Below are 13062 nucleotides of genomic sequence, written 5' to 3' on the forward strand. Positions count from 1 at the left end.
ACCACGAGATCGACTGGCTCACGTGAAAGAACATAGTCAAACTGCTTGCTATCGTGGACTGCGGTTACCTTCAGGGCATGCATCGGCGATGAGGCGCCGCATTGCGGCATCATCGTCAATGACAAGAACATGTTTCAACGGCACACCTCGTTTTGGGGGTTGCGCCCCGATCAGGGTTGCATTACCTGAATCTGCAAGCAAAAGGCATGTATTAGTGATGACATTACTTGAAATTGAACAACTGGTTCTCAAAACCCTCAACGCTCTAGTTGCCGAAAAAGTAGAGGTGTCGATGACAACCAGAATGCGGGATCTCGGCCTCGACAGCCTCGACTATAACGAGCTTGCTACGGCGATCGAGAGCCGACTTGGCTGGTTTGTCGACGATTACAAGCTCTGGCAATACGAGTCCGTAAGGCATGTCGCCGACGCCGTCGCCAGTCAGGAGTTGCGCACCGCGGAACCACCAGCAGTGCGGCAAGTGCTGGAGTAGTGCTGTAGGCACAGGTTACGGTGAGGGCAGCTTGGGCGGCGGTAGCTATTGCCATTGCTCCGCTGTGGTTTCTATTCGTGACTGGTGTGTTTGAGAACTGTTGGGTCAGCCCGGTCCATGTCGCAGTGCCGATGCCCCCTTGGTGGCGTTGCCCGCAATTGCGATCGCTGCGCCCAGGGCACCAATGCTGACGGTCGTTGTCAGGCCACCCGTTGAATTGTTGTCAGAGGCAACAGTGCCCACCACACCATCCCAATTGGTGGTCGTATAGACCGACATGTAGTCACGGAACACGCTCTCACTATACGTGGTCACGATCGTTGCCGTCGTACCGGTTGGCACGAGGGCTGACCACACTGACAGATAGACCACACCAGAATTGAAGATGCTTTCCACCTGAGCGAGAAGGGTGGCAGCCACACCCCCAATCGTCATACTGTTGACGGTCACTGCACTTTCGGTGTCAGTGGTCTCAGTTGTCACGATGACACGACGATTAGCGTGTGGCGCGACAAGAAGCGGAATGCTGGTGTGGGTGTAAACGGTCGTGGCAGTCGAGTCTTCGTGAGTGCCATTGAAGACCAGATCTATCGGGAACATTTTCTCCCAGACGCCCGAGCTGCGCACATAGACCTGTCGAGCCTTGGTCCAGAGGCTTGAGATTTTCACCCATACGGCGCTGGCCGCCCCCCAGACCCCGGAGGCTTTGACGTAAAGGGCCATTACGGCTGCACCCAGAAATCACCGTCCACGCCGCCAGAAGGGGCAGCGGCCGAGATCGTGACGCTGCGATTTGCCATCGTGCCGACGCCGAGAAGCGCCTTGGTCTGGGCAATGGACTGCGGTCGACGATAATTGTCCCCGGTGCCGTCACTCGACACGCGACCGACGAAGCTCGTCACAGCGTCGGCACCTGTGGCGTAGGTCGAGCGGTACAAACGCGTCGTGATATCACCAGCGCCATCGCGCTGAGGCGATGAACATGTATGGCGAGAGCAGAACGTTTGGGGCGGGGCGGGACGAAGAGGTTGCGGAGGGCTGACAAGGTCGAGACGAAGCGTTGCAGGCCTCCCGGCGATCGGACCCCTGCATCATCCGCTCCCGTTTTCGCGGCGGCACATGGGAATTCTCCGCTCCGTTGTTCAACCCCTTGTGCGACCGGTGCTTGACGTCCGGCATCACCTGTCGCTTTGCCGCTCCATACGAGCGCAGCTAGTCGGTGATCATGCGCTTCGGCGCGAGCCCCTGCTTCTTCAACAGCCGCGTCAGCAAGCGCTTGGCGGCCTTGGTGTTGCGGCGGTTTTGCACGATTTCGTCCAGCACATATCCATCCTGGTCGACGGCGCGCCACAACCAAAGCTTTTTGCCGGGCGATGGTGACGACCACTTCGTTCAGGTACCAGACATCATTCCGGCACGGCGGCTTGCGGCGCAAGCAGCGAGCGCAGTCCAGCCCGAACTTGATGCCCCACCGGCGACTTGTCTCATACGAAACCACGATGCCGCGTTCCAGCAGCATTTCCTCAACCAGGCGCAGGCTCAGCGGAAACCGGAAATAAAGCCAGACCGCGTGGGCGATAATAGGCGGCGGAAATCGGGGGGCGTGTAGCTGACGGCGGGCGTATTCATGCCCCCGGCGTCCATGTCGCAAATCTTGACGATTGCTTTGTGTGTCAAGCCCGCCGCAGTCTCAACGCGTTCATATGCAGACATTGTGAAAATCGCCCTATTCCGCCTTTTTTTACCGCCCCTTAAGTCCCCCGCTCGCATGCTTGTCGATGCCATTGAACTCATAGCCATCGGCCAAGGATTTTGGAAAATATGTTTCCGCTCGCAGCAGAAAACGTGAGAGTCGCTGTAGGCCTAACGTTAAGGGGAGAGAGCGGTTTGATTGGACGAAATGGGTACCGGAGTACCGAGTCATGAAGCCACGAGGTAATCTGGTCCGACTGAAGCAATTTCAGGTGAATGAGAAGCGGCGACAGTTGCACCAGCTAGACATCATGATTGCCGATTTCGAACGCATGGCGCGAGAACTGGACTTCCAGTTAAACGCCGAGGAAACGAAGGCCGGCATCTCCGATGTCAATCATTTCGCTTATCCGACGTTCGCCAAGGCCGCTCGCCTACGCCGTGACAACGTCAAGAATTCGCAATCGGACCTTCTGCGGCAGAGAACCGCAGCCGAGCCATGCCTCGCCGAGGCTGAAGCAGAGCTCTCCAAGGCGCAAATGCTAGAATCGCGCAGCGGCAGAGGCCACGACCTCGAACCCGGCAACCGAAGCGCCATGATCGGCTGAGCCGGATGGCTTCAGCGCGCCTCATTCGCGACACCCGACTGGCCGTTGGCGCGCGAGAGGCGTGCGGGCACTGTAAAGATATCAGCGTCTTGATGCAGCGATAGCTGGTCGGGACGGCTGTCATGCTGCGGCGACATACGCGATTTTGTTCCAGATTTGCATGGCGGCGTTACGCAGGTATTGGGGGAAAGTGGAACTGGTTGGCAATCGGATCATCGGCGAACCGCTGCCGGCGGATCGGCGCCTGGCGGCAACGCCTGGCGCTTTCGGCGGCGGCGGTAACGGCAAAGCAGGCTGGCCGCGTCGAGGATGAAGCGGCACCTGCGCGATGCCGTTCTGCTCACGGCCGGGAGACGGGGTCGGCCCCGCCGGCCGGATGCTGCTCGCTTGGCGCGGCATCGTAAAGTCAACCGACAGCTTATGAAGATGTGCGTACATTGGGCCATGTCAGAAGTTGCTCGTGATCCGCTCTATGGTCGCCACCGCTTTCCCGCCGAGATCATTGCGCACGCGGTATGGCTCTACTTTCGCTTTCCGCTCAGCCTGCGCATGGTTGAGGACATGCTGGCGGCCCGCGGCATCATCGTCACGCATCAGACCGTTCGAAGCTGCGCGGAGAAATTCGGACGGCATTCCGCCCAGGAGATCAATATCAGCCGGCTGCCTGGGCGACAAATGGCATCTCGACGAATGTGTCGTGGCTATCAGTGGCAAGAAGCAGTGGCTCTGGCGTGCCGTCGATCAGGACGGCTTCGTCCTCGAAGTGCTGGTACAAAGCCGCCGAAATGCCAAGGCGGCAAAGCGTCTGATGCGCAAGTTGCTGAAAGCTCAAGGGCGGACACCACGGATCATGATCACCGACAAGCTCCGATCCTATGATGCCGCCATGCGCGACCTCATGCCCGGCGTCGAACACCGGTCGCACACAGGCCTGAATAATCGAGCGGAAAATTCGCACCAGCCGACCCGACGACGCGAAAGGATCATGAAACGCTTCAAGTCGGCACGCCAGCTTCAGCGGTTCGTTTCCATCCATGATCCGATTGCCGACCTGCTCACTTTCCCTGCAATGCGCTGTCATCGGCTCAACATCGAGACCTGCGTAACGCCCCATGCAAATCTGGAACAAAATCGCGTGTGTCGCCACAGCGTGACAGCCGTCCCGGCCAGCTATCGCTGCATCAAGCCGCTGAAACTTACAGTGCCGGGCGCGCTGCTACCTGAATTTCCTTACCGCTCAATCAATGTGACAGCACCGATTCTTCTCAACCGCGGCATGCCCTAAATCGTCACTTGCGTTCCGATCTCGACGACGCGTCCGGTCGGGATCTGGAAGTACTCCGTCGCGTCGGCCGCCGTACGCGCCAGGCCGATGAACAACCGGTCCTGCCACACCGGCATGCCGGAATTGGGCGAGGCCTTGAGCGAACGCCGTGACAGGAAGAACGAGGTCGTCATGATGTCGAACTTCCAGCCTTGCTTGCGGCAGATCGCCAGCGCGCGCGGGATGTTCGGCTGCTCCATGTAGCCGAAGGTCAGCGTCACCCGCATGAACAGCTCGTTGACCGTCTCCATCTTGACCCGGTCGCTGTCGGGCACCACCGGTTGCGGCGCGGTCACCACCGAAAGGATGACGTTCTGCTCGTGCAGCACCTTGTAGTGCTTCAGGCTGTGCATCAGCGCGGTTGGCGCGCTGAGTGGATCGCTCGTCAGGAACACCGCGGTGCCGGACACCAGCTGCGGCTTTTTCTTCAGGAGATTGCCGGCGAGGAAATCGAGCGGGATTTCGTTGCGGCGGGTCTTGTCGAACAGATAGCGGCTGCCGCGCACCCAGGTCCACATAGCCAGCACAATGGTGAAGGCCACCGCCAGCGAAGCCCAGCCACCCTCGAACACTTTGACGATGTTGGAGGCAAAAAAGCCGACATCGATGAAGCCGAACAGCGCCGTCATGGCGACCGCCACCCACAGCCGCCATTTCCAGATCCGGGTCATGACGACGAACAGCAGCACCGTCGTCACCAGCATGTTGCCGGTCACCGAGATGCCATAGGCGGAGGCGAGCTTGCTCGATTCGCCGAAACCGACGACCAGCAGCATCACCGCCAGCGCCAGCAACAGATTGACGCGCGGCATGTAGATCTGGCCCGACTGCTTCTCCGAGGTGTGCAGGATTTCCAGGCGCGGCAGCATATTGAGCTGCACCGCCTGCCGGGTCAGCGAGAAGGCGCCGGAGATGACCGCCTGGCTGGCGATGACAGTCGCGGCCGTCGCCAGCACGACCATCGGGATCAGCGTCCAGCCTTCGTTCATCTCGAAGAATGGATGGCCGACGACGCCATTCTTGGCCAGCACGAAGGCGCCTTGCCCGGCATAATTGAGCAGCAGGCAGGGAAACACGATCGCCAGCCAGGCCAGCACGATCGGCTTGCGGCCGAAATGGCCGAGATCGGCATAGAGTGCTTCGGCGCCGGTGACGGCGAGGAAGATGGCGCCGATGGTCACGAAAGCGACGTCGGGCGAATTGATCAGGAAGGCGACGATGTAGTGCGGGCTCACCGCCCACAGGATTTCCGGATCGGCGATGATGTGGTTGAGCCCGGAAAGGCCAATTGCCAGGAACCACACCGCCGTCACCGGGCCGAACACCAATCCTACCCCGCCCGTGCCGAAGCGCTGCACCGCAAACACCATGGCAAGAATGACCAGTGTCAGCGGCACGACATAGGGCTGGAAGGTCGGCGTGACGACATTCATGCCCTCAACCGCCGACAGCACCGATATCGCCGGTGTGATGACGGCATCACCGAAGAAAAGCGATGCCCCGACGATGCCGATGCCGAGCATCAGCGCCGAGCGCTTGGGGAAACTGCCGCGCGCCAGCGCCATCAGCGACAGCACGCCGCCCTCGCCGCCGTTATCGGCGCGCAGCACGAACATGATGTACTTGATGGTGACGATGATCGTCAGCGACCAGATGATCAGCGACAGCACGCCGAGGATATCGCCGCGCTCGGCGACATTGCCGCCCGACGACGCCACCAGCGCCTCACGGAACGCGTAGATCGGGCTGGTGCCAATATCGCCATAGACAACGCCGAGCGCGCCTAGCATCAGCACCTTGGGGCTTTGCTGTTCGATTGCCGGATGGCTCGACTGTTCGACGGGTTCTGCCTCGCTACCAGTATTGGTAAGGACCATGGACGACACTCCGATAAGGGGCGGCCCTCTACCTTTGCTGCACTGCAATATCAAGTGCCGCGAGGTAATGGCTCCGTATGCGGACCGCATTTGTTGCCGCACCGGCGGATTGTCTCATACGAAACCACGATCCCGCTCCCGGGCCATTTCCTCGACGAGACACAGGCTAAAGGGGACCTGAAGGAGGGCCAGACCGGATGGGCGATGATCTGCGGCAGGAAACGATGGCGCTGCTTGTAGCTGACGGCATATCTTTCTCCTTTGTGTGTCTGCCAGACGAGCGGGCGGGCACGGAAGTGGTCGCGCTCTGGCTGCCAGACATACTCGTCCAACCTGATGAAAACCTGACTTGTACACCCAGCCCAAACAGGTGCGAGGGGTCGGTCTATTACCAAAGGCTCTGAGGGCTGATTCTCTAGGGTTCCCGCCCAGATTGATCCGTGACCCTTGTTGTGTGCCGCCCCGGGTTGATCGGAGGCTCCAACTCCTGAGAAGGTGGAACCATGACAAGCAAGGCGACCAACAAGTTCTCTCCCGAGGTCCGGACCCCCCGCGGTGCGGCTGGTTCTGGATCACGAACGCGAGCATACGTCGCGGTGGGCGGCGGTTTCATCGATCGCCGCCAAGATCGGCTGCAAGAAAGCCGAGCGTGACGGCGGCGTGCGCGCCGGAGTTCCCACGGATGCTGCGACGAAACTGAAGGCTCTGGAACGCGAGAGCCGCGAGCTTCGCAGGCCAACGAGAGCAAGGCTTCCGCGTATTTTGCCCAGGCGAAGCTCGACCGCCGGTTCAGGCCACGATCGCGTTCATCGACGATCACCGCAAGGCGCATGGGGTTGAGCCGATCTGCAAGGTGCTGCCGATCGCCCCGTCGACCTACCACGACCATGTCGCCAAGCGCGTCGACCCCTGCCGGCTGTCGGCTCGGGCAAGATGGGATACAGCCTCGAAGGATGAGGTCCGACGGGTTTGAGGCGAACTTCCGCGTCTACGGCATTCGCAAGGTCTGGCGGCGGTTGCGTCGCGAGGGCTTCGAGGTCGCCCGCTGCACGGTTGCCCGCTTGATGAAGGCCATGGGCCTCGAAGGCATCGTCCGCGGCAAGCCGATCCGCACTACGGTGAGCGACAAGGCCGCACCTTGCCCTCTCGACCACGTCAACCGCCAGTTCCATGCTCCGGCGCCGAACATGCTGCGGGTCTCCGACTTCACCTGCGTCGCGACCTGGACGGGCTTCGTCTATGTCGCCTTTGTCATCGACACCTATGCCCGTCGGATCGTCGGCTGGCGGGTGAGCCGGACGGCGCATGCAGCCTTCGTTCTCGATGCCCTGGAACAGGCTCTCCATGATCGGCGGCCCGCGCGGGGAGGCGGGCTCATCCATCACAGCGATAGAGGCAGCCAAGGCGGATTCAACCGGATCGTCGCAACACCGGCATCATACTGTCCCCCAAGGAGCTGGTCGAGGAGTTCGGCAGGTGTTTTCCAGCCGAGCGTTTTGCGCGGTCTTGTGTTGATAGCATGGGCAACTGCGTCCAGTTCCCGGGCTGTGTGCCGACTGAGATCCGTGCCCTTTGGAAAGTACTGTCTCAGCAAGCCATTGGTGTTTTCGTTGGAGTCTCGCTGCCACGGGCTTGGGGATCGCAGAAGTAAATCTCGAGCCCGGTGTCGATGCGCAGGTCGGCTGCTGCGCCATTTCCGCTCCATGGTCCCAAGTCAGCGACTGACGCAGCTGCTCGGGAAGTTTGCCCATGGATCGGGCTATGGCTCTGCGGACTGCTTCAGCGCCGTGGCCTGCAAGTGGTGGACCGTTCTTGATGCGCAGGCTCTGCTGATAGCCATGCATGCGCGGCAGGTGAAGCACGCATTGTGAAGCGTGAACTTCGTTCCACGAGCGTACCGATCGCCTAGCTTCCGAGGCCAAGGATGAGGTCGCCTTCCCAATGTCCGGGGACAGCCCGATCGGCAATTTCGGCCGGACGGTCGCTTATTATAAGGGCGTCTCCAATGAAGGACTTGTTGCGAACTCGGGCCCGTTCGCGCGGTACGCGCGTTCGCGCGGTACGCGCAACGCTCGGCCTGAACGCAGACATGCGGTCAGTCCTCGGCGCAATGCTCCGCGTCCTTGAATGTACAAGGACTGATAGATCGTCTCGTGGCTGATCCGCATGGTTTGATCCTCTGGGTAATCGATCTGAAGCCGATTTAGCGATCTGCTCGGGGCTCCAGGCTGCCGACCACCTCCGGCTCTGTCGTTTTTTCCATACCCACCTTGGGGCCCTCGAATGAGGCGCCATTGGGGTTGGTGACTTTGCCGGCCAAGCGCTCCTCAACATATTCACGCAGAGCCGGATTGACCGCCAGCTTGCCAGGAGGCCGCCGGGACTCACGATCGGCGTGCCATTGGGCGGCACTGGCCGGTAATCCAGATTGCCGCTGCGCGTCGCGGCATTGCGCCTGACCTCCCGCGAGATTGTGCTCGGCGGCCGACCTAGTTTACGAGCAATGGCCCGGATGCCGATTCCCTTGGCAAGCTCAAGCGCAATATCCTCGCGCTCCCGAAAGAAAGATATCGCCCCGAAGGCGGCTTCGCCCACGGCGCCAAATGCGTTGGCGGCATCCCTCCTGCACTCCGAAACCAGCGCGGACCAAGAGGCGTTGATGTACCGGCATCCAGTGCGGCCTCCTCGCTCGAATGTCCCAAGGCAATAGCTTGCCAGAACCGGAAGCGATTCTCACGCTGCCAGGCAGGCGGACGCCCGGGCGAATCTAGCTTCTTTCGAGTGCACCGATCTGAAGCGCGTTGGTGAACCGTCATTGCAACCTCCAATCCCTTGGTGTTGCGACGACCGGTTGAATCCGCCCAACACGTCAGCATTCAATACACCGAGCGCTTGGCGGAGGCCGGCGTCGAACCCGCAGTGGGCAGTGTCGGCGACTCTTTCGATAATGCTCTCGCGGAAACGATCATCGGTCTTTTCAAGGCCGAGGTGATCCATCGACGCGGACCCTGGCGCTCATTCGAGGCCGTCGAGTTCGCCACGCTCGAATGGGTCGACTGCTTCAACAATCGCTGGCTGCTGGAGCCCATCGGCAACATCCCGCCGGCCGAAGCCGAGGAACGCTACTACGCCATGTTGGATGAACCAGCCATAGCCGCGTGACTCAAACGAAACGGCCACCGGAATGCCCGGGGCAGTTCACATCGCATTTGATGCCAGCTTCATCGTATTTTCTTCGGCTTGGACGGGCACTTGGCAGACCCACAGAGCTGGGAACCCTTTGCCATACTACAACTGTAACATCATATCGGTTTAGCAGGTCAAGCTTCGGTGGTAACCTCATTGGGTAGAATAACTACTTTGGAGGCGAGCAATGGATCGCGATAACAAACGGGCACGTGCAGCTGCAAGATCATCTCAAGGCGTGGGGAGCAGTAGCCTCCGTGACGTTCCAGAGGGGCCATTGAGCGATGTTGCAGAACGGCTGGTAACCGCTAACCCGCGCGATACAGCGCGAAATCTTGGGGGCTTCAAAGGCCTCGGGACGCACGAGCGAACAGCCGTTCGGGGCACTCAACCCGGGCCAGAAACTGACCTCGCGAGATTTGAAAGGCGGACCAATCGGCTTGGACGATCAGCCATCGATCTGGCCGCGACATTAACAGCCGAATTGGGGTACAGCACGGATGACATAGCATTGCAGAAAGTCGGAGCGGCCAGTAATCTAGGCGATTACCTAACGCCAGGGCTGCAAGATGCTATTGTTAATCGCATTGGCAACATGGATCCGCCGTCGCAAGCTCTCGGAGCTTATTACGTTGCGCCACACTTCAGTAAGTTTACTGACGAAAACAAATCTCGCATTCTTGATCAGGCCATTGGATTGGCTTCTTCTGATCCGGATGGCAATGTCAGGATGATGGCATCCAATGCTATTCTCAACATGTATCAACAGTTAGACGCAAATCAACAGGCCCAAGCTCACTCAGTTTTTCCCGGCATGCAAGACATCTTGCCGCACATGCCGCCGCCGCAGCATGCAGCAGAGGAACGGAGTGCGAATCTGGACGGCCACATAGCAGGTATTGAGGCTGCAGTCCGTGATACAGTAGGCCCGCAAACCTCCTATGAACAGCTGCAGCGGGGTGCTCAAATCGGGCGGTCCATAAACCACGCCTTCAATCACGCCCGAGAGGACCTAATGGAGGCCACCAGAAGCAGAGATCGCTCCGGCCGTTGAGGTCTCGGCCATGGTACAGTGACGCTTTCTCTCCCGAAATCCGTTTACGGCCTTGCCGTTTCCAATTCGCTGGCCGTTGACGTACCTGCTTAGTGTAACTTTCAAAACCCACGTCTGCCGGGTGATGCGCTGCAAGCATCGCACCACCCACTGCGGCATCGATCTGTCGAGCGGCGACATCGCGCGACGCCGGTTCGGTCTCTGAAGCACGCGCAGCATTAGCTACGGCTAATCCGGCAATGGAACAATGCTTTCAACAAAAACGACGCCCCCCAACATAGCCATTAGCATCGCGTGCTCACTCGCCGTGGGCTTCTGTGCGGCAAGTCTTTACGCAACCTTCCGCCACGGCGGCAGCGGCGAGGCTCTGATGGCGTTTGATGTCCGTGCCTTTTGGTTTGAGACGCCCTTCTATTTGGGTTTCGCAACCCCCGTTTTCTATCGGGGCGCGGCTATCGTGCTCTCGACGTCCGCGGTCGTCTTGCTGATTCAGCAGATCGTATTGCGCCGCAAGCTCGAACACCACGGGACGGCTCGTTGGGCTCGAGTGGATGAAATGCGACGCACGGGATATCTGCGACGATACCGTGGCGTGACAGGGCCGGTGTTTGGGAAGACAAGTGGCCCTTTCTGGCCTGGCTACTACCTGACAAATGGCGAGCAGCCTCACAGCCTCATCGTTGCACCGACCCGCGCTGGCAAGGGCGTCGGCATAGTCATTCCAACGCTACTTACATTCAAAGGCTCGGTGATAGCTCTGGACGTCAAGGGGGAGCTCTTTGAGCTCACCTCGAGGGCGCGCAAAGCCGCAGGTGACGACGTGTTTAAATTCGCGCCGCTGGATTCGGAGCGGCGCACAAACTGCTACAATCCGCTGTTGGATCTTATAGCGCTGCCTCCACAGCAGCAATTCACCGAAGCCCGCCGCTTGGCCGCAAACCTGATTACGGCCAAGGGGGAGGGCGCGGAAGGTTTCGTCAGCGGCGCGCGAGATATCTTTGTCGCGGGAATCCTTGCCTGCATCGAGCGGGGCACGCCAACAATCGGCGCCGTCTATGACCTCTTCGCCCAGCCGGGGGAGAAGTTTAAGCTCTTCGCGCGACTCGCCATGGAGACCCAGAACAAAGAGGCACAACGCATCTTCGACGACATGGCGGGGAACGATACGAAAATCCTAACCTCCTACACTTCCGTGCTCGGCGATGGCGGGCTCAACCTGTGGGCGGATCCCGCTGTAAAGGCGGCCACAAGTCGCTCGGACTTTTCGGTCTATGATCTTCGCCGTCGCAGAACGTGCATCTATCTTTGCGTTGGTCCGAACGACCTTGAGGTGATCGCGCCTTTGATACGCTTGTTTTTTCAGCAAATCGTTTCAATTCTGCAGCGGTCGCTGGCCCGCCGGGATGAAAAGCACGAGGTTCTCTTCCTGCTCGACGAGTTCAAGCACTTGGGTAAGCTGGAGGCGATCGAGACCGCAATCACGACTATCGCGGGCTACAAGGGGCGTTTCATGCTCATCATCCAAAGCCTTTCGGCACTGACGGGAGCTTATGGAGAGGCTGGCAAGCAGAATTTTCTCAGCAATACCGGACTGCAAGTGTTCATGGCCACGGCTGATGACGAGACTCCGAACTACATTTCCAAGGCCATCGGTGAATACACGTTTGAAGCCAAATCGATTTCCCACAGCCAGGCGCGAACGTTCGACTGGACCATTCAGAATTCCCATCAAGGTGCACCGCTATTGCGTCCCGAACAGGTTCGGCTGCTCGATGACGACTACGAGATTGTTCTCATCAAAGGTCTGCCACCATTAAAATTGAGGAAGGTGCGTTATTTCTCGGATCGCATTCTGAAACGCATCTTTGAAAGCCAGACAGGCGCCCTCCCGGAGCCGGCGCCCTTGATGGGAGCAGAGGAGGCGCTCTCCGCAGAATCTCAACTCGATGACCCGCTGTGTGAATTGGCGCAGGACTTTGACGATACAGTTTGATGTGAGGCTAGTGTGGACCCGCGAAATAGCAATCCATCCCGTGTAACAGCTTTGTCGCAGGTGCAGGACGCCGGCTTGGAAGACGGGCAAGCGGTCCAGGCCCGGCGAGCGGGCTTTGAGCAGCACGTGTCCGAGGCGCTCCGGCCGCTGTTCGATGGTCGAGCTGACGAGCCGCCAACCGATCCAGAGGAGCTTCTGCGACTGGAACAGGGGTTTCGCGAGGTGCTTCAGCGAGGGCAGGGTCATCAAGCCGCCTCGTCTTTTTTCAGCAACCCAGGGATGCCCGCTGGACGGGATGACCTCAACAGAAGCGTGTCGGAGGCTTTCGCAAGCTCTGGGACGCCGGAGTTCGGGCCGCCGCCCCCAGTCTTGGCTGCCAGCGAACAGCAGATCCGCCCTTCGCCGGATGCGCTTGACCAGGGCAACCACCTGCCACCCGAGTGAGTCGTCCCAACAATGAACATTCCCCAGCGCTGTTGTGGCCAGCGGAGACGCAGAGGGCCCTGAATACGCCGCAAGCCGTCGCCATTCAGCAGCAGCTGAGCGAAATCGGCAATTCAGGCGGCCGCGTGCATATGCAGAGAGGCGCTGATGCGATCTCCGGACCGGTAGCTCTCGCCGTAATTGATCAGGCTGGTACTGTTGGAAGGCTTGATCAGCCTCGTCACCCCAATCTCCAGCATAGCTCACTGTCACGCGGCCAACGTGCCTCCGTAGCTAACATCTACGTCAGCGTTGAAGAAGTACCCTGCGCCACGGGATGTTTTGACCAGGCGAGGGTTGGCCGCATCAGCCTCCAGCTTTCGGCGCAAGCGCATGATTAGGACATCGATAC

At 59.7% G+C, this 13062-nt stretch carries 8 protein-coding genes, 8 pseudogenes and 1 other annotated feature; of the genes and pseudogenes, 8 read left to right on the forward strand and 8 right to left on the reverse strand.

Features of this window, described 5'->3' with window-relative positions; all coding sequences use genetic code 11:
- Positions 1 to 138, reverse strand: a pseudogene (locus NKI16_RS33070) (DNA-binding response regulator); the annotation flags it as partial.
- A 79-nt stretch (positions 139 to 217) separates the two neighbouring features.
- Between NKI16_RS33070 and NKI16_RS33075 the strand changes: the two are divergent.
- Positions 218 to 493, forward strand: coding sequence for an acyl carrier protein (locus NKI16_RS33075; RefSeq protein ID WP_023679571.1), 276 nt, complete (start codon positions 218 to 220; stop codon positions 491 to 493).
- A gap of 105 nt (positions 494 to 598) precedes the next feature.
- Here NKI16_RS33075 and NKI16_RS33080 read toward each other — a convergent pair whose 3' ends face one another.
- The 3 genes and pseudogenes from NKI16_RS33080 to NKI16_RS33090 all read right to left on the reverse strand — a co-directional run bounded on the left by NKI16_RS33080 (position 599) and on the right by NKI16_RS33090 (position 2122).
- Positions 599 to 1216 (reverse strand): hypothetical protein, encoded by a 618-nt coding sequence (locus NKI16_RS33080; RefSeq protein ID WP_023679572.1) that lies wholly within the window; start codon positions 1214 to 1216, stop codon positions 599 to 601.
- Positions 1216 to 1395: a hypothetical protein gene (locus NKI16_RS33085; RefSeq protein WP_031194388.1), complete on the reverse strand. Its 180-nt coding sequence runs from the start codon at positions 1393 to 1395 to the stop codon at positions 1216 to 1218. The genes NKI16_RS33080 and NKI16_RS33085 overlap by 1 nt, the downstream gene beginning before the upstream one ends.
- Positions 1392 to 2122 (reverse strand): annotated as a pseudogene (locus NKI16_RS33090) (IS6 family transposase). The gene NKI16_RS33085 and the pseudogene NKI16_RS33090 overlap by 4 nt, the downstream one beginning before the upstream one ends.
- A 293-nt stretch (positions 2123 to 2415) precedes the next feature.
- Here NKI16_RS33090 and NKI16_RS33095 point away from each other — a divergent pair.
- The 3 genes and pseudogenes from NKI16_RS33095 (at position 2416) to NKI16_RS33105 (ending at position 3947) form a co-directional block, all read left to right on the forward strand.
- Positions 2416 to 2793, forward strand: a complete 378-nt coding sequence (locus NKI16_RS33095) for a hypothetical protein (protein ID WP_023679574.1) — start codon at positions 2416 to 2418, stop codon at positions 2791 to 2793.
- A 230-nt stretch (positions 2794 to 3023) separates the two neighbouring features.
- Positions 3024 to 3187: pseudogene (locus NKI16_RS33100) on the forward strand (DUF1403 family protein); the annotation flags it as partial.
- Positions 3188 to 3237: 50 nt separating this feature from the next.
- Positions 3238 to 3947: pseudogene (locus tag NKI16_RS33105) on the forward strand (IS6 family transposase).
- 127 nt (positions 3948 to 4074) lie between these two features.
- On the opposite strand, the gene NKI16_RS33110 reads toward NKI16_RS33105, so the two are convergent.
- Together NKI16_RS33110 and NKI16_RS34210 are read right to left on the reverse strand one after the other, a co-directional pair.
- The gene (locus NKI16_RS33110) at positions 4075 to 5994 is read right to left on the reverse strand and encodes a potassium transporter Kup (RefSeq protein ID WP_352726342.1); all 1920 of its coding nucleotides are present in this window, start codon (positions 5992 to 5994) and stop codon (positions 4075 to 4077) included.
- Positions 5995 to 6077: 83 nt separating this feature from the next.
- Positions 6078 to 6212 (reverse strand): annotated as a pseudogene (locus NKI16_RS34210) (IS6 family transposase); the annotation flags it as partial.
- 285 nt (positions 6213 to 6497) lie between these two features.
- Between NKI16_RS34210 and NKI16_RS33115 the strand changes: the two are divergent.
- Positions 6498 to 7397: pseudogene (locus tag NKI16_RS33115) on the forward strand (IS3 family transposase); the annotation flags it as partial.
- Positions 6749 to 6865, forward strand: a sequence feature (AL1L pseudoknot). Its footprint overlaps the pseudogene before it by 117 nt.
- On the opposite strand, the pseudogene NKI16_RS33120 reads toward NKI16_RS33115, so the two are convergent.
- Positions 7376 to 8810, reverse strand: a pseudogene (locus NKI16_RS33120) (IS30 family transposase). The pseudogenes NKI16_RS33115 and NKI16_RS33120 overlap by 22 nt on opposite strands.
- 43 nt (positions 8811 to 8853) lie before the next feature.
- Between NKI16_RS33120 and NKI16_RS33125 the strand changes: the two are divergent.
- The 3 genes and pseudogenes from NKI16_RS33125 to virD4 form a co-directional block, all read left to right on the forward strand.
- Positions 8854 to 9156: pseudogene (locus NKI16_RS33125) on the forward strand (transposase domain-containing protein); the annotation flags it as partial.
- Positions 9157 to 9367: 211 nt separating this feature from the next.
- Positions 9368 to 10234 (forward strand): hypothetical protein, encoded by an 867-nt coding sequence (locus NKI16_RS33130; RefSeq protein WP_023766568.1) that lies wholly within the window; start codon positions 9368 to 9370, stop codon positions 10232 to 10234.
- Between the two features lie 247 nt (positions 10235 to 10481).
- Positions 10482 to 12227, forward strand: a complete 1746-nt coding sequence (gene virD4, locus NKI16_RS33135; protein ID WP_352726340.1) for a type IV secretion system ATPase VirD4 — start codon at positions 10482 to 10484, stop codon at positions 12225 to 12227.
- 692 nt (positions 12228 to 12919) lie between these two features.
- Here virD4 and NKI16_RS33140 read toward each other — a convergent pair.
- The coding region (locus NKI16_RS33140) for a winged helix-turn-helix domain-containing protein (RefSeq protein WP_352443246.1) at positions 12920 to 13062 on the reverse strand (143 nt) is incomplete at its 5' end.

The sequence above is a fragment of the Mesorhizobium sp. M0698 genome (assembly GCF_040320455.1).
GTDB lineage: Bacteria > Pseudomonadota > Alphaproteobacteria > Rhizobiales > Rhizobiaceae > Mesorhizobium.

Excerpts from the sequence above, each read along its gene's own strand:
- NKI16_RS33075 (WP_023679571.1), top strand. The coding sequence starts at position 218 with ATGACATTACTTGAAATTGAACAACTGGTTCTCAAAACCCTCAACGCT.
- NKI16_RS33080 (WP_023679572.1), bottom strand. The coding sequence starts at position 1,216 with ATGGCCCTTTACGTCAAAGCCTCCGGGGTCTGGGGGGCGGCCAGCGCC.
- NKI16_RS33095 (WP_023679574.1), top strand. The coding sequence starts at position 2,416 with ATGAAGCCACGAGGTAATCTGGTCCGACTGAAGCAATTTCAGGTGAAT.
- NKI16_RS33110 (WP_352726342.1), bottom strand. The coding sequence starts at position 5,994 with ATGGTCCTTACCAATACTGGTAGCGAGGCAGAACCCGTCGAACAGTCG.
- NKI16_RS33130 (WP_023766568.1), top strand. The coding sequence starts at position 9,368 with ATGGATCGCGATAACAAACGGGCACGTGCAGCTGCAAGATCATCTCAA.
- virD4 (WP_352726340.1), top strand. The coding sequence starts at position 10,482 with ATGCTTTCAACAAAAACGACGCCCCCCAACATAGCCATTAGCATCGCG.